The organism is Oceanisphaera sp. W20_SRM_FM3 (assembly GCF_052119705.1).
Taxonomy (GTDB): Bacteria; Pseudomonadota; Gammaproteobacteria; order Enterobacterales; family Aeromonadaceae; genus Oceanimonas.
In genome coordinates, this window is sequence record NZ_JBGQOP010000035.1 from 1 (window position 1) to 23300 (window position 23300).

Genomic DNA, 23300 nt, shown 5'->3' on the forward strand with positions numbered 1-23300 from the left:
ACCGAAAATACGAGTCGTTCCATGTAACTTTTTGAATTTATTGGTGATTAGTTTACTGAAACATGGCTGAGCTTTGTGGGTAATCAGGTTCGTTTTTAAAGAGCAAACTAACCAGAAAACTCCACATAAGTTATGAGTTATGAGTTATGAGTTATGACTTATAAGGCAAAAAGCCACGCGATTGCGTGGCTTTTTTATATTTTAGGAGCCAAAACTCGCTAAACTTGCTCTGGAGTCTCGGCCAAGGCGGCAAAGTTAACCTCGGGCAAACACTCAAAACCGGGCTTCGCAAATAAATAGCCTTGCATCAGCTCCACGCCTGCCTCGCGCAGCCACTGATATTCGCCTAGGGTTTCTATGCCCTCAGCCAAGGGCGTGACATTAAGATCCCTAAACATGTTTAAGCAATTTTTTACGATAACTTGGCGTACTTTATCTTGCTCGATATGACGAATTAGCTCCATGTCGAGCTTAATAATATCGGTTTGAAAATCTGCTAATAAATTAAGACCGGAATACCCCGAGCCAAAATCATCGGTCGCCGTGGTAAAACCCAGTTTTTGATAATACTCAACCACGCGCTGAATGTGCTTGTTATCCTCGAGCTTTTCGACCTCGGTAAACTCAAACATAATGCGCTCGGTTGGAAAACCGTACTCTTTGGCCGCCGCCAAGGTAGTGCGAATACAGCGCTCTGGCTGATAAATCGCATTAGGCAAAAAATTAATGCTGAGCATACCGTCAATGTTGAGTTTGGCAGCTAAGGCGATGGCCTTCACGCGGCATAACTGATCAAACAGGTAGCGGTTATCATCATTCACCTTGGAAATAATCGAGTACGCAGATTCGTTATTTAAACCGCGCACTAAGGCTTCATAGCCAAACATTTGTCGGGTTTTGACATTAATGATGGGTTGAAACGCCATGGTAAAATCAAAATCCAATGCCTCTTTATTAGCACACTGATTACATTCTATCCGCCCACACTCTTCTATTTGACCACTCATCACACTAACCTTTTCGTTCTCAATAACATGAGCGCCCTTGGCTGCCAAGATTGACAAGCCTTGCACTCAACTTGGCCTCTTGCGTTATCAAGAAGCATGTTTAGGGTAATCAGTCTAACTCACTCACGCCATTGCAGATATGTAAAAGTCAGTGGCGCGGCCATAAATGCGCGTTCGATCCCAACGAAGGCGCCAGAGAGCAGCGGCAATCAGCAAAGAAAATAGTGCGCGCAAATACCGGCCAAGCCTTGCCCCTTGGCCACAAGTTAGGTATTGATAAGCATAACCGTCAGTTTTTCAGTTAGTTCGATTCTTTCTTCTCCCGCTTAAGGAAAGCCCGTGTCATCCACCGCTCACCCCGTCGCCCATCGTCCTTGGATCCTCACCGCCCTTATGCTGTTTATGATGCTGGCCGCTATCGACGTGACCATTGTCTCGACCGCAGTGCCGCAAATAGTGGCGGACTTAGGCGATTTTTCATTATTCACTTGGGTGTTTTCGATTTATCTGCTGACCCAAACCGTAACCATTCCGGTTTATGGCAAGTTGGCCGATTTATATGGCCGCAAGCCGATTTTAATTTTTGGCAGCTCGCTATTTTTGGTGGGCTCGGCGGCCTGCGCCTTCGCTTGGGATATGCCAAGTTTAATTGTCTTTCGTGGCCTACAAGGCTTAGGCGCCGGTGCCATTATGGCCACGGTTAACACCTTAGCCGGCGACTTATACAGCCTAGAAGAGCGTGGCCGCGTGCAAGGTTATTTGTCGAGTGTATGGGGCATAGCGGCCATTTCTGGCCCCATGTTAGGCGGTACCTTTGTGGAATACCTAACTTGGCATTGGATATTTTTGGTCAACCTGCCCATAGGTTTGTTGGCTATTGGCTTATTAATGGCGTTTTTGCATGAAGACGTAGTAAAAAAACCCCATCAAATCGATTATCTCGGCTCGGCGGCCATTTTGGCGGGCGTGGGCAGTTTAATCTTTGCACTGATGCAAGGTGGCACCGCATGGCGCTGGGATTCTAGCGCCAGCGTCACCGCCTTTGCCATTGCAGCCTTCTTACTGATATTTGCAGTATGGACGCAAAGGCGTGCAGCCGAGCCGATTATGCCCGGCTGGCTGTGGCGCAACCCCGCCTTAGCCGGCGCTAACTTAGCCATGATTGGCATGGGCTTTATTATCATGGTGCCCACCGCTTATCTGCCCACCTTTACTCAGTCTGTATACGGGCTAAATGCCATTAGCGCAGGCTTAGTGCTGGCTGCCATCAGCTTGGGTTGGCCCGCGGCATCGAGTTTATCCGCCAAGTTATATATGCGCATCGGCTATCGAAATACGGCATTAATTGGCAGTAGTGTGATCTTTATCGCTACCGCAGGTTTCTTAGTCTTGCCCTATCAAGTATCAATTTGGGCCTTGGTATTTGATCAGGTGCTATTGGGGGTGGGCTTTGGTTTACTCTCCACGCCATTATTGGTGGGCGCGCAAGCATCGGTGGGCTGGCAACAACGTGGCGTGGTGACGGGGGCCAATATGTTCTCGCGCTTTTTAGGCCAGAGTTTGGGTATTGCGGTATTTGGCACGCTATTTAATGGCAGCTTAGCCACACAATTGGCCAAAGCACCCAGTGAATTGCGCGCCCGCTTACCTCAAGACATCGATGAGGTGGTGGTCAGCCTACAGCAGTCGGAGCTGGCTTCTGATGCGGTGCTCTATCTGCGCCACAGCGTGTTTGATGCCATTTATGGCCTGTATATGGGTTTAGCAATAGTGGCGTTATTCGTGCTGATTATTGTGGCGATAAGTCCCAGACAATTTAGTACCCAGCAAACGGAGACAGTGGCAGCTGAGTCTTAATGCTAATAATTTAGACAAAAAAGAGCCTGGCTGGCTCTTTTTATCGGCTAGCGAATCATATAAAAACGATTCTCCAAGTCTAGCTTACTGCTTATTAATATACAGAACATACATTCCGGATTAAAGAATTGGCGAGTCCATGTTAGTAGCTGGCGCATTGTCGGCTACTTTTTGTAAGTTACCGTTAATTTTAAACAATACGATCAACAGCTCGCACCACATCCGCGTAAATACTAGGCCTGCAGCAGTACCAAATAAGGAAATAAAAAATCCAGCTAGATTCCCAGAAAAAAGAGCAGCGCCTATCCCAATCAAGCCGAATAGTGCGGTACCGGCCAGCATGATCCAATACACTACGGTAATAATTTTCGGGGTCAGCATTGAATCAAAAAATAATACATTTCTCATGGAATCCCTTAATAATAATAATAATAAAATTACGGCTGTTCTAATAATAAGAGCATACATTATGCACCACTTGAGTCTCACTTCAAGAGCGGCGATAATATTTATCTTTTAAGCCTCTAATTACTTCATGCTTCCTGACATAAAAAAGCCCCCGCAATTTACATTGCGGGGGCTGTTATTTATCGTTTAATAATAACGCTTAAGCAGGCTCGCCAGCGAAGCCGCGTAAGCCCACTACATGCACTTGCTCGACTTTGCCGTGCACCTTACGGATCAGCTTATAGGTGGTGCCTTTTTCTGGGCTGATGTTTTCGGGTGCGGCAATTAACAGCTGCATGTCTTGGCGCTCACAAAGCTCAAACAAGGTGGCGATGGAGCGACTGTCGAGTCGCGCCGCCTCATCCAAGAACAATAAGCGACACGGCAATACCTCGCGGCTGCGTAAATGACGGGACTCTTCTTCCCAGCTTTGCAGCACCATCAGCAAAATAGCTTGGCCAGTACCTATGGCTTCACCGGTAGACAGAGCGCCACTTTCGGCGCGCAACCAACCGTCGGCACCGCGCTGTACTTCAATGTCCAAGTCCAGATAGTTACGATAATCGAGCAGCGCTTGGCCTAATACCTGGGGGCTGCGCTCGCCCTGCTCGAGCTGCGGATTGATGCGCTGGAACAACTTGCCCATGGCCTCGGAAAAGCTCATTTCTTTGCTGCCAAACAAGTCTTGATGGCGGCCTTCTTGATCGCTCAGCGCTTCTAACAGTCGCGCATAAGTGTCGCGAATATTCACGTTTAAGCGCACCCCGCCCACCAAGCCAAAGCTAATATTTTGCAGCCCTTGGTTAAGTTGGCGAATCCGGTTTTGCTCACGGCGAATAATGGTATTAATCTTGGCCGCCACTTCGTGGGACGACAACGACAGCTGACCTTCGCGCTGTTGCAGCTCATCACTCAAGCGGCCTAGCTCCACTTCCATTTCTTCCAGCGCTTCCACTGGGTCATCGGCACGAATAATATCGTGGCGAATGCGCGCTTTAAGGTGGCTAAACACCAGCACATAAAACTGCACTTTTTGCAGTGTATTGCGCTGGCCTTCACTGATGCGCAGCGCATCGCGCAGCTCTTCATCATGGGCCACCGCCATGCGCAGTGCGCCGAGCGCTTTATCGGAAATCGAGCGCAGCTCGTCCGCGTCCAAATAGGCCAGTTCTGGCTTAGCGAGGCGACGCTCCACATCGTTATCTCGGGCTAAGCGCACCACCGTCGCCCAGTTGGCTTTATGACTGACCAACGCCTTGCGCGCCGCAAAGTAGCCTTGGCCGTCTTTGCCTAAACGCTGGCTGAGGGATTCAATCTCGCGCTTACACACTTGGCGCTGAGCCTCGGTTTGGCTACGGCGGCTGCGGGTGTGCACTAATTCATTTTCGCGCTCACGCTTATTGGCTAGCGCCTTTTCTTCCATGTCGTCAGACAAGCTAATGCCAAGGGCCGTAAACTCTTCTTTAAACTCATTGAGCGTTTGATTGCGCGCGCCGTGACCAGTCACCAAGGCGGTGCGCGCCTGCAGCGCATCGGTTACCCGCCCGCTCAGTTGCTCCACACTCAGTGTGGCTTTGCGTCTCGCTTCTTCTGCCTGCACTAACTTGGCCTTTAGGCTGTCGTTCATGGCCGAGCTTTGATCTAATAACTGCTCTGCATCCGCATAAGCCAAATGCGGCAAACGGGCCACCAGTTGCGTCAGCGCATAGGTGCGGGCGCGCGCCGCGGTTAGCTCGGCTTCGACGGCCTGCACATTTTGCTGCAGCTGTTCGAACTCGGCGGGATCTTGGCGTAATACTTGTACCTGCTCTGCCAAACGGCCCAGCTTTTGGCCGTGCAGCGCCATAAAGTCGCGAGCTTGGGTCAGCGCATCTTGTTCCGCGCTGGCCGCGCTCAAGCGCGCTTCGGCTTCAGTTTCATTTAAGTGTTCGGCCAGTGGCAATAAGCGTTGCAACAGCGTTTGTTGGCCACGCACTTGCTCACGTTTGGCTTGCCATTGCTGTAGCTCGGCTTGGCAGTTCGCTAAATTTTCATCCAACTGCGCCTGACTGGCGCTAAGTTGCTCAAGCTCTTTCTCAGGGTTTGGCCCAAAGGCATCTTGCATGCCTTGGCTAACAAATTCGCTTAACTGATGATACAAACGACTTTGTTTTTGCTGATTAAAGGCGGAGTCGGCGTACTGGGCGTTGGTGGTTTCCAGCTCTACATTCAGCTGGCCAATTTTCGCCTCGCGCGCCGCGCGGCCAAATAACGGCTCGGTAGTAAAGCGCGAATAGCGCAATTGGCGCTCGCCGTTTTTCACCCAAATGGCGTTACCCAGCTCGGTGGCGTGCAGCACATCTTCATCGAAGGCATCGGGATTGCCTTGAATGAGATACACATCTGCGGGGCAAGATTCTAATGCCTGCAATTGCTCAAGCGCCGCCTGCGGGTCCAGCACCACTATGCCGTTACGCGCCGGGCCGTACAGCGCCTCATAATAAGGGGCGTCTTCAACGGCGATATCGTCGTACACATCGGCCAGTAAAGTGCCACCTAATTGCTCACACAAGGAGATTAAACGCGGATCCGCATCGCTGCCGCCGTGTAGGCCTCGCACTTGCAGCTCTAACTGTTGTTTAGTGTGCAGCGCTTGTTGCTTTAATTGCTCTGCAGCATGCTCGGCGCGCAGCGCCTGTTGCATGGCAGCCGTGACTTCACTGGCATCAACTAGGGGTAAGTCTGATAACTCGCGCAGCCTTGCTAATTGCTGCTGCGCCTTATGCCAAGCCGGCGCTTGAGTGCGCAGCGCCGCTACCTTGGGGGCAATAAGATTACGCTGCGCCTGCAACTGGCGTTGGCTGTCCGCGCAATCGGCAAGATGCGCTTCCAGCTCGATGCGCTGCTCGTCCAGCTCGGCGAGCTGCATTTCCAGCTCATCGGCATCATTCACCTGGCGACCTAACTGCGCCAATTCGCTTTGCAGCGCTTGCGCCTTATGCCGCTTATCGAGGTTTTGCGCCGCTTGTTGGTACTGCTGGCGAATACTGGTTTCGCGCGCCAGCAAGGCCTGATATTCACGGCCTTGCTCGAGTAATTGATTGGCACGATTAAAGGCCTGCGCCCGCTCCACACCCGCATCTATGCCTTTCAATAACGCCAAGGCGTGATCGTATTGGGCGCGTGCGGCTTCTGCGAGCGAGAGATGCTGGCGCTGCTCCAGCACCACGCTGGTCAATGCTTGCTCTTTCGCCTGATGGGCTTGTTCTTCGGTTTTTGCCATTTCTGGCGTCAGATCCGGTAAACCACAGGCCACCTTGGCCTCGCCTAGGGCATTACGTGCCTGGCGATATTGAATGGCGCGGGTTTGTTGGGTGTCGAGCGCTTGTTGATAATCCGCCAGCTGACTCTTTAGGCTGTCGACTTCTTCTTCTGCGGCCCCCTTAGTGGCGGCGGCCAAGTCGTGCTCGTCTTGTAGCTCGGCCAAGGTTTCTTCTTGAATGGCCAGCTTTTCGGCCAGCTCGTCTAATTCATACTGATAACTTTCGATTTTTTCGTTGAGCTTAACGCCGTTTAATACCCGCGCTAAGTGCTCAGAGGCCATGTCGAGCTCTTGGGTGAGCATGCGCTCGCGGGCGCCGAGTTGCTCCAGCTCATCTGCCAGATAAATCAGCCGTGCGCGCTCTTCGGACAAGATAGTACGCTCGTGAGTGAGCGCCTTGCGTGCCGCTAATGCTTGCTCAGAGAGGCGCTTTTTCTCGGCGCTGTTGCGCACATAATCCGCCGCCACATAATGGGTGGTTTCGGTGATCAGTTGGCGAAATACATCACGCTGGCGCTGGGTTTCACGGATCGCTTCTAGGGTGCGGCGGTTTTCAAAAATGGCCGCTTCCATGTCGTTAAACGCTTGGCGAATACCGGCGTTTTCTGGCAGTAAGTAATCTTTCAGGCTGCGGCTAATGGTGCTGGAAATACCGCCGTAGAGAGAGGCTTCAATCAGGCGATAAAACTTCACCCGATCGCGCTGGTCTTTGAGCTTGCGCGGCGTGACGCCCACATCAAACAAAAAGTTGTGATATTCGGAGACGGTATTAAAGCGAGTAAATTGCAGGTCGCAACTGATGGCGGCGGCTTTCAGCTCATTGAGCGAGCGCACCTGACCACGGCCGTCTTCAAGCTCGGCCAATAACAGCTCGGTGGGTTTAAAGCTGCTTAAGCTCGTGCTTGAGTCTGCTGGCTGTTCACCACGCACGCTAAAGGCGGTGAGGTTCACCTTATTATCGCGGTTGGCCACTTGCTCCAAATGCACACCAAACCAGACGCGCTCGCCTTGGGAGGTGTTGATTTCTATCATCGAATAACAATGGCCGCGCTGCAGCTTGCCGTATAAGCCTTTATCGCGACTACCACTTTGGCTGCCGGCTTCTGTGGTATTACGAAAATGCAGCAGGCTTAAGTCGGGAATAAGCGCGGCAATAAAGGCCGCCATGGTGGTGGACTTACCGGCGCCGTTACCGCCAGAGAGCGTGGTCACTAAGGTATCCAGCTCGAAGGTACGGGCAAAAAAGCCGTTCCAGTTGACCATGGTCAGCGAGTGGAATTTACCGCGCACAAAATCGCCAGCTTCAGGCTGAGCTGTGGCTGACGCATTGGCGCTACGCAGTGTTTCGCTTGGGCTCGCTAGCGCGTTCTCGGGCAAGAGTTCAGTGTTATTTACTTGAGTACTCACTGCATATTCTCCTGATCATCTTGATCATGTGCTTGATCTGCTTCATGTTCTTCGTCGTGCAGCCCTTCTAGAGCCTCGTCTTCATCCTGATGACCGTCCACGGCCTCGCCATCGCGGATCATGCGCAGTTGCAGCGCTCTCGGGTCTTCGTCGGTGCGCACATCGGCGGCAAAGCGAAATACCGCCTCAGAAATACGAAACTTATCTTGGGTGCCGACACTGCTCACCATGCCGAGGCGTCTGAGGCGGCGAATCGCGCTTTTTAATTTGTCTTGCAGCTTACGACGGTCGAGGTCACTGCCACCGGCGCGCTGATTCACCATGCGCAACAGCGCGGTTTCATTAGCCAGCGTCAGCACTTCTTCTTGTAAGTCGAGCAAGGAAAATACGCCCTCGTTGACCAAGCGGTCTGGGCTTAAATACAGATAGCACAATACTTTGCCGACCAGCATTTCCAGCTCGGACAAAATCGAGGTATTGATCTCGCTGGTAGAGCGCGGGCGCAGGTAATAAAAGCCCTCGGGCGCGCGCACTAATTCCACTTGATAGCGCTGATAAAAGGCTTCTAACTCAGGATAATATTCTTGCAGCAGCGAATGCACTTCCAGCTCGTCGGCGCTAATGTGGCGACCGGTACGCAGCTGGCTGTCGAGCATAGGGAATAACGGATTGGCGATGGCCTGAGCCAAACGCGGTGCAATAGCAGACTCAGTATTGGTCGATAACATGGGCTTGTACCTTGGCTCCGTGGGCGTTAATGCGTTGCCACTCTGGCTGGGCGGCGCCTAAACATTCGGCGTTAGCATGGCCGAGCTTCACTGCTTCATCTATCAGCAGGCGCGCGATATCAAAATGTTGGTAATGGGGGAAATCTTCCAGGTAATTTTTCAGCACCATGGCCATGTCGAGCGGTCGGCCCAATTCGGCAAAATGCACCAAATGCTCACGAATGCGCCCCGACAATTCGGCGCTCACATCCAGCATCTCATGATATTCCAGCGCTGCTGGCAACTCGCCGGTCACTTCGTCGGCATAAGCGGCCAGCGTTTCGGCGCGCAGCTCAAGCAAAGGCTCGGCCAGTGCGATGCGCAGCTGCCAGTTATGATCTTCAAATTGGCGAATGGACTCGCGCAAGCGCTGGCTAAAGGCGCGGTTTTTATCCATGTCGATGGCGGTACGAATAAAGCGATGCACGTGTAAGTCGTAGCGCGACCACAGCTCGATACACTGGCTGCCCCACAAAATAATGGCGTCTAGCCGCGCTTGCAGCTGTTGGCACAGTGGCGCTAAGTCGTGACCGCGCACGTCATCTTGCAGCAGTTCTTCGATATTCAACAGGCTGAGCTGCAAGCCATGGCCGGCTTTATCCAGCGTGTCTTGCAGCTCGCGTAAGGTGTGGCCGGTTTCCCGCAACAGTTGCTCGCAGGCGGCAATGGCATCGTGCCAGTTTTTATTTAACAGGGCTGCAATATTGGCTTTCACGGCATTTTGCTGCTCGTCCATGGCGCGCTGGGTGTCATCTATACGTGCCAATTGCTCGGCCACCGAATAGGTGAGGCGCCCCGCTACCTCTTGCTGCCATTGCTCGGCATTGGGATTGGCAGCAAGATTGGACATAGTGGCGACGATTTTATCCAAATCTAGGCTGAGTTGCTCGAGTTGTAAAGAGAGCTTAATTTGGCTGACATCTCGTTGCGCGGCAAAGAATTCGACGATGCCCACGCCTAAGCGCGTTAAACGATACAGGCTGTCATCATCCCCAGCTTGGGCTTGAAAGCGACTGAGCAACCGTTGGCTAACTAAATCATTGATGGCATTGTTCGCGCGGCTAACCTGAGTGTCTTCCACCTGATTAAAGCCTTTGCTGACGAAGCTAAAGGCATGCTGCAAGTCCGCCTCAGACAACTGGGGCTGCTCGCTATTTTGGCTAAATATCTGGATCGCCAGCAACAAGGCCAGCCGCTCGGGCGGCAGGTTGAGCTGACATTGCTCTTCTTTTACCCAACCTATCCAGTCCGGCAGGGTGCGGGACATGTCTGTCATTTATGTGCTCTCTTTATCTTTTAGCCGTGAGGAGTAAGACGTGAGGTGGGAGGCGTCAAACAAGAACGGGTGGGCACTAACACCTCACCCTTCACGCTTCACCCCTCACGCTTTTACGCGCCACTACATGAATATACCGGCCTAAATGCATAAAAGGGGCTATTTTGGCGTGAGCCAACTCCATGGCGATCACTTCATCTGCCTGCTCAGCTCGAACGGTTTTATTTACCATATAATCGTGGATCACGCGCACGCCGCTGCGGTCGGTTATAACAAAGCCAAGCCGCTGCAGCCAGTCATTCACCTGTTCGGGCCGGCAAGGCCAGCCTGGAGTCAGTTTCTGACGTCGCTTTTTGACCAGATCTGCATAAACGTAATCAAAATGGCCCATCACTAAGCTGTGATACAAAAGCCCATCGCGATTATAAAACATCAAGGATAAATGGCCGTCGTCCACCAACAAGGCCTCTAGGCAGGCCAACAGCTCCGCTTGATGCTCGACCCACTCTAACACCGCATGGCACAAGATCAGATCAAACTGACCCACATCCGATACTTGCAACGATTGTATGGGCCCATGAATAAATTCGAACTGGCTCAATATGCCCTTGTTCTGCACCTGCTCTTGAGCCAGCGCCAGCATGTCGGCAGATAAATCGCACAACACCACACTGTGCCCTAAGGCGGCTAAGCTCTGCGATAAAGGCCCAAAGCCACCACCCGCATCTAAAATGCGCAGCGGGCGCTCTTTAGGCAAACCGGCCAAAAGCGCATCTAAATCCCGCTGTAACACGGCTAACCGTATGTGGCCTTTAGTGGTGCCATAAATGTTGCGGGCAAACACACCGGCTTTACTATCAAAATTGGTATTGGACTGCACGGCTATTTCTTAACGACTCAGGGGCGGCTATTCTGTCATAACCTTGGACCTTAACAAATGAGTGCGTGCGTGGGATCTGGTTTTTTGTTGAAAAAATGGCTAGGTAGCCTGTTATTACCGCTGCCACTGCTGTTAATTATCAGTGTAATTGGCTTAGTCTTGCTGCTTAAACAGCATAAACGCAGTGGGGCTAGCCTGATGCTATTTGCCCTTATTAGCCTGAGCTTATTGTCTACACGCCCAGTGGCCAACGCCTTAATTGGCCCACTAGAAGCCCAATATGCCCCTTATTTGGTCGACACAGCTAATCACTCAGTAGAGGTGCAAGATATTATCGTACTGGGTGCAGCTCAGGTAGCGGATCTCAGTTTGCCACTGCTTAGTCAGCTGGGTAATGCGGGATTAGCGCGTATTAGTGAAGGCATACAGTTAAGCTTGACCTACCCTGACGCGCGGTTAATCGTCAGCGGTTATGCGGGCGGCGAAGGTCGCTCTAGTGCCGAGCTGTATAGTGCTGTGGCGCAAAGCTTTGGCATAGCTAAGTCGCGCATTATTGAATTGCCTGAACCTAAAGACACGGCACAAGAAGCCGCCGCCATAGCGCCGCTGATCGAGGGCCGGCAGGCGCTGCTGGTCACTTCAGCCAGCCACATGCCACGTGCCATGGGTTTATTTATTGGGCGAGGTGCCAACCCTATCGCCGCGCCCGTTGGCCATTTAGCAAAAGAAAGCCGCACTAAACTGCCGCTGTATACCTATTTACCTAAAGCACATTATCTAGAACGCAGCGAAACGGCATGGCATGAATATTTGGGGCTCGCTTGGCAAAAACTGAACAACAGCGCCGAGCGCCCTGCGCCAAGCACCCAGCTTAGAAACGCAGACTAAAGGCAAATGGAGTTTTATCTTTAACTTTCAGCTTATCGCTTCCGGCTTAACGCTCCCCGAAGGGGATGGTCTTGCTTGAGGCCTGCCTCTATAATCCACCCATTTATTGCACAGACTTGCACAAGGAATAACAACAATGACACAGACTACACGACAGATCTTAGTGATGGGCAACTGGAAGCTAAACGGTAACAAAACCATGGTGGCCGATTTGATTGGTGCACTAAAAACAACCGCCACCGAGTGCCCCACAGTTGCGGTAGCCGTGTGCCCACCTGTGTTATTTTTAGCCCAAGCTCAAGCATTACTAGCCGATAGCCCGATCGCCTTAGGTGCGCAAGATGCGGACTTAAATAGTGCAGGTGCTTTTACCGGTGAAAACTCAGCGCAGATGTATACCGAGTTTGACGTGCAATATGTATTAGTAGGCCACAGTGAGCGTCGCACCTTGCATGCAGAAAGTGATGCCACAGTGGCCGCTAAGTTCGCCGTGGTACAGACTGCAGGCTTAACGCCGGTATTGTGTATCGGTGAAACTGACGCCCAGTTTGAAGCCAATGAAACCCAGGCCGTGGTTGAGCGCCAGCTGCAAGCCGTGATTGATCACTGTGGCATAGAGGCTTTCAATAATGCCGTGATCGCCTATGAACCTGTGTGGGCCATAGGTACCGGTAAGACGGCGACCCCAGAAATCGCGCAACAGGTGCACGCGGCGATTCGCACCTTCTTAGCTGGCCTTGATGCCGCTATTGCCGCTAAGGTACAGATCCTCTACGGCGGCTCGGTGAAAGGTGCGAGTGCCGCTGGTTTATTTGCCATGAATGATATCGACGGTGCCTTAGTAGGCGGTGCCGCCCTGATCGCTGACGAATTTGCCGCCATTATTAGCGCTGGCGCTTAAATACATGGTGAATGGTAAGGCGTGAGGGGTGAGGGGTTGAACGCCTCTCGCCTCTCGCCTCTCGCTTCACCCCTCACATCTTAAAAAGAGATAACAAATGATTAAACGCATTGGAGTGTTAACCAGTGGTGGCGATGCGCCGGGCATGAACGCCGCCATTCGCGCGGTGGTGCGTGCGGGCCTGCATCATAATCTGGACGTATTTGGTATCCACAGTGGCTACAAAGGCTTAGTGGAAAACGACATCATTCAGCTCGACCGCCATTCGGTATCCGATGTCATTACCCGGGGTGGCACCTTCTTGGGCTCGGCGCGCTATCCCGAATTTAAAGATCAAGCCGTGCGCCAGCAAGCGGTCGAAAACCTGAAACAGCATGGTATAGATGCGCTGGTGGTGATTGGCGGCGATGGCTCTTACATGGGCGCCATGAGCCTAACGGAGATGGGATTTCCCTGCATCGGCATTCCCGGCACTATCGATAACGACATTGGTGGCACCGACTTTACCATCGGCTTTGATACCGCCCTAAACGTGGCAGTAGAAGCCATAGACCGACTGCGCGACACCTGCAGCTCGCATAATCGCATTTCGGTGGTGGAGATCATGGGCCGCCACTGCGGTGATTTGACCTCCTCTGCCGCCGTGGCCGGTGGCGCCGAATACGTTATCATCCCCGAAGTAGCCTTCAATCAAGATGAGTTAATCCAGCAAATTTATGAAGGCGTGGCTAAAGGTAAGAAACACGCCATAGTGGCGATTTGTGAAAATATGTGTGATGCCAATCGTCTAGCTTTTGATATTCAAGCGGCTACCGGTCGTGACACTCGCGCCACTATTTTGGGGCACATTCAGCGCGGCGGCACACCCACAGCCCAAGACCGCATTATGGCCAGTCGCATGGGCGCGCGCGCCGTTGAATTATTGATCGAAGGCCATGGCGGGCGCTGCGTGGGGCTGCAAAGCAACCATATAGTGCATCACGATATTATCGACTGCCTTAAGCACTTAAAGCGTCCCTTTAATGAAGAGATGTATCAGCTGTCGAATGTGTTGTTCTAGCAGCGTCGCTGCGTGAGGTAAAACTTTGTAGCCCGGCAACTTGTTTGCGGTGAGAGATTCGGCGGCCAGCATAGCGGGATATAAAGCCCCCAAATCAGAGCAAAACCGAGCCGAATAAATTGGCTCCTACAATAGAGTCGTCCCATCAACCACCAGACCGTGCCGAACAAGTGGGCACACTACAAAGAGACCGTTATTAATGAGAATGGTCGGTGCTTAAATCTGTAACTTGCATTTAAAATGCCACTTACTTGTTCCAGATCACATTTATTCTTATTGGCTTATCTATACTGGCTTCGAGTTCAAGACCCGATAACAAATTTAAACCAGTAGGAGACGAATATGAGTGGATGTTGTGGCGGTTGCGGCGGCGAGCACACCAAGCAAGAACAAGAGTCGGCAGAAGCACAAGCTGAGAAAAGCCAGTCAGACGCTGAGTAATTTGCGGTTAACTCCCGCTAAAAAAATAAGTGCAATAACACAAGACGTGAGGCCTAATCGCCTCGCGTCTTGTCGTTTTGGGCTTTGAGCTAGGATCTCCGGTATAAGACCATAGCTCTGGCAAGGTTACTGCTCTGCTTTTTGTTAACACTGTGAACATTATGTTAATCAATAGCTTATCTTAAGAGTGCTCCGCGCTCTGCTGCTGTCTTTTAGCCCTGCCATCCCTCGCCAGCGCCATTGTGAAATGCCCCATAAAGTCCGATAATGGCCACTGTCATTTTAAATCGCCGAGTGATCATGTCTGAATATTTATTGCTCTTTGTCGGCACTGTGCTGGTCAATAACTTTGTGCTGGTGAAGTTTTTAGGCTTATGCCCTTTTATGGGCGTGTCCGGCAAATTAGAAACCGCCATCGGCATGGGGATGGCCACCACCTTCGTGCTGACGCTCGCCGCTGCCTGCTCGTATCTGGTGAACCAGTACATCTTACTGCCCCTCGAGCTGACCTACCTGCGCACCTTGTCGTTTATCTTGGTGATCGCCGTGGTGGTGCAATTTACCGAGATGGTGGTGCATAAAACCAGCCCGACCCTGTATCGCCTGTTAGGCATCTTCTTGCCGTTGATCACCACCAACTGCGCGGTATTGGGCGTGGCACTGTTAAACATCAATGCACAACATAACTTTATGCAAAGCCTGATCTATGGCTTTGGCGCCGCCTTGGGCTTTTCACTGGTGTTAGTACTGTTTGCCGCCATGCGTGAACGGCTAGCTGGCGCCGATGTGCCTGCCCCCTTTAAAGGCGCGGCGCTGGCCATGATCACCGCAGGTTTAATGTCACTGGCCTTTATGGGCTTTACCGGCTTGGTGAAGTTGTAATGAGTAATATTTTAATCGCCATTGGCGTCTTGGCACTGTTGGCGCTGATTTTTGGTCTGGTATTGGGCTTCGCCGCCATTAAATTTAAGGTGGAGTCAGATCCCATAGTCGAGCAGCTCGACGAGCTATTACCGCAAACCCAATGCGGCCAGTGCGGTTATCCGGGCTGTTTGCCTTATGCTAAAGCCGTGGCCGATGGCGATGATATTAATAAATGTGTGCCTGGCGGCGACGCCACTATGCGCAAGATTGCCGATTTAATGGGTGTTGAGCCACAAAGCATGGGTGAAGCCGCCGCCATCCCCGAAAAGCGGGTGGCGTTTATTCATGAAGACATGTGTATTGGTTGTACCAAATGCATTGCCGCCTGTCCGGTAGACGCCATAGTGGGTGCCACTAAGGCACTGCATACAGTGATTGTTGATGAGTGCACCGGCTGCGACTTATGTGTGGATCCCTGTCCCACCGACTGTATCGAAATGGTGCCCATTAGCACCACCACAGATAACTGGAAATGGCAGCTGCAGCCCATCGCCATCAAGCAGGTAGATTAAGATGTCGTTGTTAACGTCCTTGTTAGAAAACCTTAAAGCCGGCCAACTGCATACTTTTCACGGTGGCATACATCCGCCCCAGCGTAAGTCTCCGGCTAATCTCACCGCCATCAGCGATGCCGGTTTGGCGCAAGAATTCGTGTTGCAGGTGCGTCAGCACATAGGTCAAGCGGCACAACTAAACGTAAAAGTGGGTGAGCGAGTGCTTAAAGGCCAAGCACTCACAGAGCCGCTTAATCCCATGATGGTGCCGGTACATGCGCCAACGTCCGGCACCATTTCAGCCATCGAAGACAGGCCCTTATGCCATCCTTCTGGTTTAAGCGGCTTGTGCATAGTGCTGAAAACTGATGGCCTAGATGAATGGCGCCCGCGTTTTCCACTGGCGGATTACGCCGCAGTCGAGCCGCAAGCTTTAATCACTCACATTCATCAAGCAGGCATTGCCGGCTTGGGCGGCGCTGCATTTCCGACCAACGTTAAATTAACCGCCGGCCTGCTTGTGGATCAAGTACAAGCCGCAGCCTATGAACAAACGGAACATACACAAGCGGTCAAAAAGCAAATAGACACGCTTATCATCAATGGCGTGGAATGCGAGCCCTACATAAGTGCCGATGACCGCTTAATGCGTGAGCACCCAAGCGAAATTTTGCAAGGCATCGACATTTTACGCCATATCGTTAAGCCGACGCTGACCATATTGGCCGTGGAAGACAATAAGCCAGAAGCCTTAGCGGCCCTTATAGCGGCAAAGAATGCGCGAGAGACTAAGGGTGATAACGATGACAGCCTGCTGATCATTGCCGTGCCGACTAAGTATCCGTCTGGCGGCCAAAAACAACTGATTGAAGTACTCACCGGCCAGCAAGTGCCGCACCATGGCTTGTCGTCGGACTTAGGCATAGTGATGCAAAATGTGGGTACCGTGTTTGCGATTCAACAAGCCATTATTAACGACGAGCCCCTGATCCGACGCGTCGTCACCCTAGCCGGCGAAACCTTTGCCCAACCCGGCAATGCGTGGGTGCATATCGGCACGCCCATACGTTACTTGCTCAAACGCTATGGCCTGAGCGCTGAGCGCGATCAGCGCATTATTATTGGTGGCCCCATGATGGGCTTTACCCTGCACTCAGCTGCAGCCCCTATTATAAAAGGCTGCAATTGCATACTGGCGCCAAAAGCCGCCGAATTGGCACCGCCCGCCGAAGAAATGGCCTGTATTCGTTGTAGCAAGTGTGCAGACGCCTGCCCCGCTAGCTTATTGCCCCAGCAGCTTTATTGGTATGCGCGCAGCGACGAACACGAAAAGCTCGAAAGCCATAATTTGTTTGACTGCATCGAATGTGGCGCCTGTGCCTATGTGTGCCCGAGTAATATTCCGTTAGTGCAATATTACCGCGTGGCCAAGGCCGATATTCGCCAAGTACGCCATGAGGCCGAGCAAGCAGAGCGAGCCAAGGAGCGCTTTGAAGCCCGTCAAGCTCGCTTGGCACTGGAAAAAACGGAGCGTCAAGAACGCCAAGCCAAAGCCGCCGCCGAGCGCAAAACACGCATGGCCGAGCAAGCCGCTAAAACCGGTGCAGATCCTGTGGCCGACGCACTGGCGCGCGTGAAAGCCCGCCAGCTTATGGAAGGCAAAGACGGCGCCCCCCAAACCCCGGAAGATATGGCAGCCGCGCGCGCCGCGCGCAAAGAAGAAGCCAAACGCAATCGCGCCCTAAAAGCCGCACAAGTCAGTGGCGCAAGTGTTGATGAAAATGCGCTTGCCAGCTCGACTGAGGGCAAAAATCCGGCGGTGCTCGCCGCCTTAGCCCGAGCTAAAGCACGCAAAGCTGCAGAAGTTGCAGAAGCCGCAGCAACTGATACTGAGCTAAACACAGATAGCGCCACCGCCACGCCCGCTAAAAACCCAGCTGTGGCCGCAGCCATCGCCAAAGCCAAGGCGGCACAAGCGGCAGCAAACAAACGCGACAGTGGTAATGAAAAGGTCGACCATAAAAAGGAAGCCATTAAAGCCGCAGTGGCGCGCGCGAAAGCCCGACAAGAAGCCGAGTTGCAAGCAGCCATGGCCGCACTCAACCCTAGCACCCGCGACGCCGCTATTACCAGTGCCGCCCAGCCAACAGACACAGCACCACACACCCAAGCGACGAACACTCACACTGGTGCCAATAGTACTGGTGCTAATAACACTGGTGCCAATAATACGGATGCTAATAATACGGGTGCCGATGACCAAACGGCAATTGCCAGCCCAGTCGCCCCCGAAAGCACGGCTCCAGTGGATGCCAAAAAAGCCGCCATTCAGGCTGCCGTGGCGCGGGCTAAGGCGCGCAAGGCGGCACTGGCCGATAAGCCAGCGAGTCAAGCCAGTGTCGAAGTCATTGACGAGCCAACCGCCAGCCCTGAGCCTGAGTTAGACGCGGCAGCGACCAAACAAGCTGCCATTCAGGCCGCCGTGGCGCGGGCTAAGGCACGCAAGGCGGCACTGGCCGATAAGCCAGCGAGTCAATCCAGTGTCGAAGTCATTGACGAGCCAACCGCCAGCCCAGAGCCTGAGTTAGACGCGGCAGCGGCCAAACAAGCCGCCATTCAGGCCGCCTTGGCGCGGGCTAAGGCGCGCAAGGCGGCAAACGTCGCCTCCACTCCCTCAAACAAAGAAGACGAGTCATAATGGCGTTAACAATTAGCAGCTCACCGCACGACAGTGCTCCGCTCGACACCCCCACCTTAATGCGGCGAGTGTGTTATTGCCTGATCCCCGGCATCGCCGCCCAGTGGTGGTTTTTTGGCGCGGGCAGCCTAATACAAATGCTGCTGGCCGTGCTTACCGCCTACCTAGCTGAAGCTCTAGTGTTAGTCTTGCGTGGTCGGCGGTTTACGGCGCTAAAAGATAATTCAGCCTTGCTCACCGCGCTGTTAATTGGCATTGCGTTGCCGCCGCTGGCCCCTTGGTGGCTGGCCGTAATAGGCACCGCCTTTGCCATCATAGTCGCCAAACAGCTGTATGGCGGCATTGGCCAAAACCTGTTTAATCCAGCCATGACAGCCTATGTGTTGCTATTAGTGTCGTTTCCGCTGCACATGACCAGCTGGTTGCCGCCGCTGGAATTGCAACTGTATCCGGTGACTTTTGCCGACAGTGTGTCAGCCATTTTTACCGGCTTTACTCAAGACGGCTTTAGCCCACATCAGCTGCGCGAGCTGGCGGATGGCGCTACCATGGCCACGCCGCTCGACACCTTAAAAACCGGCTTTACCCAAGGCCATACGGCGCAGGAGATCCTGGCTAATCCGGTATTCGGCCCCTTAGCGGGCTTGGGCTGGAATTGGGTTAATCTGGCCTACTTAGCCGGTGGCTTATTAATGCTAAAGTTGCGCTTAACCAGCTGGACCATACCCCTGTCTATCTTGCTGAGCCTGTTTGTGGCGAGTTTTATTGGCTTTTTATTTGCGCCAGACGGTACCGCCAGCCCCACGCTACATTTATTGTCGGGCGCGACTATGCTCGGCGCCTTTTTTATCGCCACCGATCCTGTGTCGGCAGCCACCACCTTTAAGGGACGTCTGGTTTATGGCGCCTTGATTGGCATACTGATTTATCTTATTCGCACCTTCGGCGGTTATCCGGACGCGGTCGCCTTTGCCGTGTTGTTAGCCAACCTCACCGTGCCCATGATAGACGCACTCACTAAACCTACCATCTATGGAGCGGCCCGCTAATGCTGGAGATGATGCGCAAACACGCCTTCACCTTGGCGATATTTGCATTGGTGTGCACGGCCTTAGTCGCCCTCACCCACCGCTTAACGCAAGGCACTATTATCGAACAAGAGCAGGCACAATTACTCCAGGTGCTCGATGAATTATTGCCCGAGAGTAACCACGACCAGCCCTTGTTTGAGCACTGTGTTATGCTCACCAACCCCCAGTTTTTAGGCAGTGACAGCCCACTACCGGTGTTTACCGCAGTGAAAAATGGCCAGCCACAAGGCTATGCCATCGAAGCTATTGCGCCCGATGGCTACAGCGGCGACATTAAGCTGATGGTGGGCGTACAAGTTGACGGCACCTTAAGCGGCGTGCGGGTATTAAACCACAACGAAACCCCCGGCCTTGGCGATAAAATTGAGCTTAAGCGATCGCCTTGGATCTTAAGTTTTAATGGCAAGTCCATGACAGATGAAAAAGACCCTCGCTGGGCGGTGCGCAACGATGGCGGCCAGTTTGACGCCTTTACTGGCGCCACCATTACCCCCAGAGCCGTGGTAAAAGCCGTGCGTAAGGTATTGTTATTAGTACAGCAACAACCACAATTGCTAAGCCAAGCCCCTGCCTGTGGAGGCTCATTATGAGCGACCAATACAAAGAGATAATCCGCCAAGGATTATGGAGCAACAACCCCGCCTTGGTGCAAATTTTGGGCCTGTGCCCCGTGCTTGCGGTGACCAGTACAGTGACCAACGCCATGGGCTTAGGCTTGGCCACTTTACTGGTATTGGTCTGTTCAAACACCAGTATTTCTTTGGTACGCAGATGGGTACCCAACGAAATACGCATCCCCATTTATGTAATGATTATTGCAAGCCTAGTGACCTGCGTGCAGCTGCTGATGAACGCCTACACCTATGGCGTCTATCAATCATTGGGCATTTTTATTCCACTAATAGTCACCAACTGCGTGATCATCGGCCGCGCCGAGGCCTTTGCCTCGAAGAACAGCGCCCCCTTGGCAGCACTTGACGGTTTGATGATGGGCTTAGGCTTTACCTGTGTGCTGTTAGTGCTGGGTGGCATTCGCGAATTACTCGGTCAGGGCACCTTATTTGATGGTGCCGAATTATTATTAGGCGATTGGGCAACCGTGCTGCGCATGGACGTACTGCATCTTGATAATGGCTTCTTGCTGGCGATATTACCGCCCGGTGCCTTTATCGGCTTAGGGCTATTAGTGGCCACTAAAAATTGGCTAGATAATAAATTAGCCGCAAAAATGGTGCCAGAGCCCAAAACCGAAGTCACCCGCGCCCGCGTGACCTCGCTATGAATCCCGTCTCCATTATGAATTGCATGTTGTTATGAATCAGGTATGGCTATGAACAAAGATAAACGCCGGCAAATTTTGGAGCGCCTGCGCGAAAATAACCCAAACCCCACCACAGAGCTCAATTTTCGCAATCCCTTCGAGCTGCTGATTGCGGTGTTATTATCGGCCCAAGCCACGGATGTGAGCGTGAATAAGGCCACTATCGGCTTGTTTAACGCAGGCCCTACGCCTGAGGCCATGCAGGCGCTAGGTGTGGATGGCGTAAAAGAGCACATTAAGACGATCGGCCTGTTTAACACTAAGGCGGTGAACGTCATTAAAACCTGCACTATGTTAGTGGAGCTACACAACAGCCAAGTACCAGAAAACCGCGAGGCACTCGAAGCCCTGCCCGGTGTAGGCCGTAAAACCGCCAACGTAGTATTGAACACCGCCTTTGGCTGGCCAACCATAGCCGTGGACACCCATATTTATCGCGTGTCTAATCGCACCGGTTTTGCCAAGGGCAAAACGGTAGATCAAGTGGAGTTAGGCTTATTAAAGTGGGTACCGGCGGAATTTAAATTAGACGTGCATCACTGGTTTATCTTGCACGGGCGCTACACGTGCATCGCCCGTAAACCGCGCTGTGGCTCTTGCATCATCGAAGACTTGTGCGAGTTTAAAGACAAAACCGAGATTTAATAAATACCGTGAGGAGTGAGGGGTAAAGAGTGAAGGGTTAGACAAAGACCAACACCGGGCCGAAGAGACGGGCGGCTTCAACATGGTTTTATGTTTTGCTCTTGTAGGAGCACGTGTCGCAGCTAGAGAGTATTCGGCTCGGTTTTGTGTTTAGGCCTTATACCATTCTGTAAAACTAGCTGATCAGTATTATCACTCTTAGTGAATACAGCACCTAAAGTCAGGCTGGACTGTGTTTTGTAGTCTAGCGCTTCAGCTGCTAGTCCCGTCTCAGCGGGAATGTTTAAAGCCTTCTTGCTTTGCAAGACCCACAGCTGAAGCGTGGGACTACAAGGGCGGCACTTATCTTTGTGATTCGCTTACACAGGCCACTTCTTTACTTAGATTGGTATTAAAAAGCCAGCAAAGCTGGCCTGCCGTACAAGTTGGCAGCTACAAAAACACCCCCAAATTCTTCAGCTTGGGGGTGTTTCTTATAACGTACGGTTTAAAGCGTACCGCGGCCCTAAGGGCTTGTTACAAATCGCGGTTTCTATCTTCAAATTCTTTGATTTGTTTTTCAGCTTCGTCTTTGCTGACACCATAAGCTTCTTGAATGCGCCCAGCTAACTCTTGACGTTTACCATTGATTTGATCGAGTTGATCGTCAGTTAACTTGCCCCACTGGGTTTGTACCTTACCTTTAAATTGTTTCCAGTTACCTTCTGCAATATCCCAATTCATAATAAGATCCTCAGGTGAAGTTTCTGTAATAAATTCAAATGTATAGATATAATTGACCGGTAACACCTTACTGCTTCTTAATAAGATTTTTGCTACCACGCCAAAATAAGACTAATGGAGCAGTCATCATTTATTCAACAATTTACTAACAAATCGGACTTATCCTGTCGCAGCCGAAAAATGATACACTGGACTGCTATTGAGTAAGACGAGTCAATTAGCCTTCTATTACTCAATTTTTGCCCCTATTTACTATTCAATAAGCAGGAGTTTAACGATGCGTATTTTACATACCATGCTACGAGTCGGGCACCTCGACAAGTCCATTGCCTTCTATACCGATGTGATGGGCATGAAATTATTACGCACCAGTGAGAACACCGAATATAAATATACGCTGGCTTTCGTGGGTTACGGCAAAGAAGAAGACGAAGCTGTATTAGAGCTAACCTATAACTGGGACACAGACAGCTACGATCAAGGCACCGCCTATGGCCATATTGCCATTGAGGCCGACGATATTTACGCCATGTGTGAGCAAATTCGCGCCGCCGGCGGCAAAGTAGTTCGCGAGCCTGGCCCCGTCAAAGGTGGCAGCACTGTGATCGCCTTCGTCGAAGACCCAGACGGTTACAAAATTGAGCTGATCGCCAAGGCAGACGCAGGGAAAGGCTTAGGGGATTAAGCTCAAGCGAGAAGCTAGAAGCTAGAAGCTAGAAGCCAAACAATGGATTGCCGCGCTACGCTCGCAAAGACAGATAAGAGCGCAAAACCAGCCCCCCGCACGTCTTTACGAGGAGTACTGCGACGCGGCAATCCATGAGCTAAAAAATATACGCAGCCAATGCTAAACGTAAAAGACCGAGTCATGTTTATGGCTCGGTCTTTTTTATGACTATTTTTAAACTGGAATGGCCCCGAATAAGTAGACACTTCTGCAGAGTGAGGAAGTGTATGCAATACCGAGCCAAACGTAAATTTAGTAATGAATTTAAGCGGGAAGCCGTTAAACTCTCTGTTTCGTCACCTAAAACATTAGCTGAAATCTCCAGTGAGCTGGGGGTGCATCCGAACGTATTAAGCCGTTGGCGTCGAGAGTGGATAATGGACAAACCAGATTCGAAACAGGATAAGCCCGTTAAAAATGAAGGGCCAGATAAAAGCCTTCGTCA

At 52.0% G+C, this 23300-nt stretch carries 20 protein-coding genes; 13 read left to right on the forward strand and 7 right to left on the reverse strand.

What is annotated here, in order from left to right; translation table 11 throughout:
- Positions 1-218: 218 nt before the first annotated feature.
- Entirely contained in the window at positions 219-1007 is a 789-nt protein-coding gene (locus tag ACEN2G_RS13785; protein ID WP_442022500.1) for an EAL domain-containing protein, read from the reverse strand.
- A 339-nt stretch (positions 1008-1346) separates the two neighbouring features.
- Here ACEN2G_RS13785 and ACEN2G_RS13790 point away from each other — a divergent pair, with 339 nt between their 5' ends.
- Positions 1347-2864: an MFS transporter gene (locus tag ACEN2G_RS13790; RefSeq protein ID WP_442022502.1), complete on the forward strand. Its 1518-nt coding sequence runs from the start codon at positions 1347-1349 to the stop codon at positions 2862-2864.
- Positions 2865-2984: 120 nt separating this feature from the next.
- Here the strand turns inward: ACEN2G_RS13790 and ACEN2G_RS13795 are convergent, their stop codons facing one another.
- The 5 genes from ACEN2G_RS13795 to ACEN2G_RS13815 form a co-directional block, all read right to left on the reverse strand.
- Positions 2985-3272: a DUF4282 domain-containing protein gene (locus ACEN2G_RS13795; protein WP_442022504.1), complete on the reverse strand. Its 288-nt coding sequence runs from the start codon at positions 3270-3272 to the stop codon at positions 2985-2987.
- A 199-nt stretch (positions 3273-3471) separates the two neighbouring features.
- The gene (gene mukB, locus ACEN2G_RS13800) at positions 3472-7902 is read right to left on the reverse strand and encodes a chromosome partition protein MukB (RefSeq protein WP_442022534.1); all 4431 of its coding nucleotides are present in this window, start codon (positions 7900-7902) and stop codon (positions 3472-3474) included.
- A gap of 113 nt (positions 7903-8015) precedes the next feature.
- Positions 8016-8747 carry a chromosome partition protein MukE gene (mukE, locus tag ACEN2G_RS13805; RefSeq protein ID WP_442022506.1) on the reverse strand — a complete coding sequence of 244 codons (732 nt, stop codon included), beginning with the start codon at positions 8745-8747 and terminating at the stop codon, positions 8016-8018.
- Positions 8728-10062 (reverse strand): chromosome partition protein MukF, encoded by a 1335-nt coding sequence (gene mukF / locus ACEN2G_RS13810; protein ID WP_442022508.1) that lies wholly within the window; start codon positions 10060-10062, stop codon positions 8728-8730. Before mukF ends, mukE begins: the two co-directional genes overlap by 20 nt.
- A 91-nt stretch (positions 10063-10153) precedes the next feature.
- Positions 10154-10942, reverse strand: a complete 789-nt coding sequence (locus ACEN2G_RS13815) for a methyltransferase domain-containing protein (protein ID WP_442022510.1) — start codon at positions 10940-10942, stop codon at positions 10154-10156.
- A 69-nt stretch (positions 10943-11011) separates the two neighbouring features.
- Here ACEN2G_RS13815 and ACEN2G_RS13820 point away from each other — a divergent pair, with 69 nt between their 5' ends.
- The 10 genes from ACEN2G_RS13820 to nth all read left to right on the forward strand — a co-directional run bounded on the left by ACEN2G_RS13820 (position 11012) and on the right by nth (position 21405).
- The gene (locus ACEN2G_RS13820) at positions 11012-11830 is read left to right on the forward strand and encodes an ElyC/SanA/YdcF family protein (protein ID WP_442022512.1); all 819 of its coding nucleotides are present in this window, start codon (positions 11012-11014) and stop codon (positions 11828-11830) included.
- Positions 11831-11966: 136 nt separating this feature from the next.
- Positions 11967-12731, forward strand: coding sequence for a triose-phosphate isomerase (gene tpiA, locus ACEN2G_RS13825; protein ID WP_442022514.1), 765 nt, complete (start codon positions 11967-11969; stop codon positions 12729-12731).
- Between the two features lie 97 nt (positions 12732-12828).
- A complete protein-coding gene (gene pfkA, locus ACEN2G_RS13830) occupies positions 12829-13791 on the forward strand; it encodes a 6-phosphofructokinase (RefSeq protein WP_442022516.1) in 963 nt (320 codons plus the stop codon).
- Between the two features lie 741 nt (positions 13792-14532).
- Entirely contained in the window at positions 14533-15114 is a 582-nt protein-coding gene (gene rsxA / locus ACEN2G_RS13835) for an electron transport complex subunit RsxA (protein WP_442022536.1), read from the forward strand.
- Positions 15114-15668, forward strand: a complete 555-nt coding sequence (gene rsxB / locus ACEN2G_RS13840; protein ID WP_442022518.1) for an electron transport complex subunit RsxB — start codon at positions 15114-15116, stop codon at positions 15666-15668. The genes rsxA and rsxB overlap by 1 nt, the downstream gene beginning before the upstream one ends.
- A 1-nt stretch (position 15669) precedes the next feature.
- The gene (gene rsxC, locus ACEN2G_RS13845; RefSeq protein ID WP_442022520.1) at positions 15670-18348 is read left to right on the forward strand and encodes an electron transport complex subunit RsxC; all 2679 of its coding nucleotides are present in this window, start codon (positions 15670-15672) and stop codon (positions 18346-18348) included.
- The gene (gene rsxD / locus ACEN2G_RS13850) at positions 18348-19397 is read left to right on the forward strand and encodes an electron transport complex subunit RsxD (protein ID WP_442022522.1); all 1050 of its coding nucleotides are present in this window, start codon (positions 18348-18350) and stop codon (positions 19395-19397) included. Before rsxC ends, rsxD begins: the two co-directional genes overlap by 1 nt.
- The gene (rsxG, locus tag ACEN2G_RS13855; RefSeq protein ID WP_442022524.1) at positions 19397-20029 is read left to right on the forward strand and encodes an electron transport complex subunit RsxG; all 633 of its coding nucleotides are present in this window, start codon (positions 19397-19399) and stop codon (positions 20027-20029) included. The genes rsxD and rsxG overlap by 1 nt, the downstream gene beginning before the upstream one ends.
- The gene (locus tag ACEN2G_RS13860) at positions 20026-20721 is read left to right on the forward strand and encodes an electron transport complex subunit E (protein ID WP_442022526.1); all 696 of its coding nucleotides are present in this window, start codon (positions 20026-20028) and stop codon (positions 20719-20721) included. Before rsxG ends, ACEN2G_RS13860 begins: the two co-directional genes overlap by 4 nt.
- Positions 20722-20769: 48 nt before the next feature.
- Positions 20770-21405, forward strand: coding sequence for an endonuclease III (nth, locus tag ACEN2G_RS13865; RefSeq protein ID WP_442022528.1), 636 nt, complete (start codon positions 20770-20772; stop codon positions 21403-21405).
- Positions 21406-21921: 516 nt separating this feature from the next.
- On the opposite strand, the gene ACEN2G_RS13870 is transcribed toward nth, so the two are convergent.
- Entirely contained in the window at positions 21922-22128 is a 207-nt protein-coding gene (locus ACEN2G_RS13870) for a CsbD family protein (RefSeq protein ID WP_087034484.1), read from the reverse strand.
- Between the two features lie 277 nt (positions 22129-22405).
- Here ACEN2G_RS13870 and gloA point away from each other — a divergent pair, with 277 nt between their 5' ends.
- Positions 22406-22813: a lactoylglutathione lyase gene (gloA, locus tag ACEN2G_RS13875; RefSeq protein ID WP_442022530.1), complete on the forward strand. Its 408-nt coding sequence runs from the start codon at positions 22406-22408 to the stop codon at positions 22811-22813.
- Between the two features lie 269 nt (positions 22814-23082).
- Positions 23083-23300: transposase (locus ACEN2G_RS13880; RefSeq protein WP_442022532.1), on the forward strand; the 218-nt coding region annotated here is incomplete at its 3' end.

Excerpts from the sequence above, each read along its gene's own strand:
- ACEN2G_RS13785 (WP_442022500.1), bottom strand. The coding sequence starts at position 1,007 with ATGAGTGGTCAAATAGAAGAGTGTGGGCGGATAGAATGTAATCAGTGT.
- ACEN2G_RS13795 (WP_442022504.1), bottom strand. The coding sequence starts at position 3,272 with ATGAGAAATGTATTATTTTTTGATTCAATGCTGACCCCGAAAATTATT.
- mukE (WP_442022506.1), bottom strand. The coding sequence starts at position 8,747 with ATGTTATCGACCAATACTGAGTCTGCTATTGCACCGCGTTTGGCTCAG.
- mukF (WP_442022508.1), bottom strand. The coding sequence starts at position 10,062 with ATGACAGACATGTCCCGCACCCTGCCGGACTGGATAGGTTGGGTAAAA.
- tpiA (WP_442022514.1), top strand. The coding sequence starts at position 11,967 with ATGACACAGACTACACGACAGATCTTAGTGATGGGCAACTGGAAGCTA.
- pfkA (WP_442022516.1), top strand. The coding sequence starts at position 12,829 with ATGATTAAACGCATTGGAGTGTTAACCAGTGGTGGCGATGCGCCGGGC.
- rsxA (WP_442022536.1), top strand. The coding sequence starts at position 14,533 with ATGTCTGAATATTTATTGCTCTTTGTCGGCACTGTGCTGGTCAATAAC.
- rsxB (WP_442022518.1), top strand. The coding sequence starts at position 15,114 with ATGAGTAATATTTTAATCGCCATTGGCGTCTTGGCACTGTTGGCGCTG.
- rsxC (WP_442022520.1), top strand. The coding sequence starts at position 15,670 with ATGTCGTTGTTAACGTCCTTGTTAGAAAACCTTAAAGCCGGCCAACTG.
- rsxD (WP_442022522.1), top strand. The coding sequence starts at position 18,348 with ATGGCGTTAACAATTAGCAGCTCACCGCACGACAGTGCTCCGCTCGAC.
- rsxG (WP_442022524.1), top strand. The coding sequence starts at position 19,397 with ATGCTGGAGATGATGCGCAAACACGCCTTCACCTTGGCGATATTTGCA.
- ACEN2G_RS13860 (WP_442022526.1), top strand. The coding sequence starts at position 20,026 with ATGAGCGACCAATACAAAGAGATAATCCGCCAAGGATTATGGAGCAAC.
- nth (WP_442022528.1), top strand. The coding sequence starts at position 20,770 with ATGAACAAAGATAAACGCCGGCAAATTTTGGAGCGCCTGCGCGAAAAT.
- ACEN2G_RS13870 (WP_087034484.1), bottom strand. The coding sequence starts at position 22,128 with ATGAATTGGGATATTGCAGAAGGTAACTGGAAACAATTTAAAGGTAAG.
- gloA (WP_442022530.1), top strand. The coding sequence starts at position 22,406 with ATGCGTATTTTACATACCATGCTACGAGTCGGGCACCTCGACAAGTCC.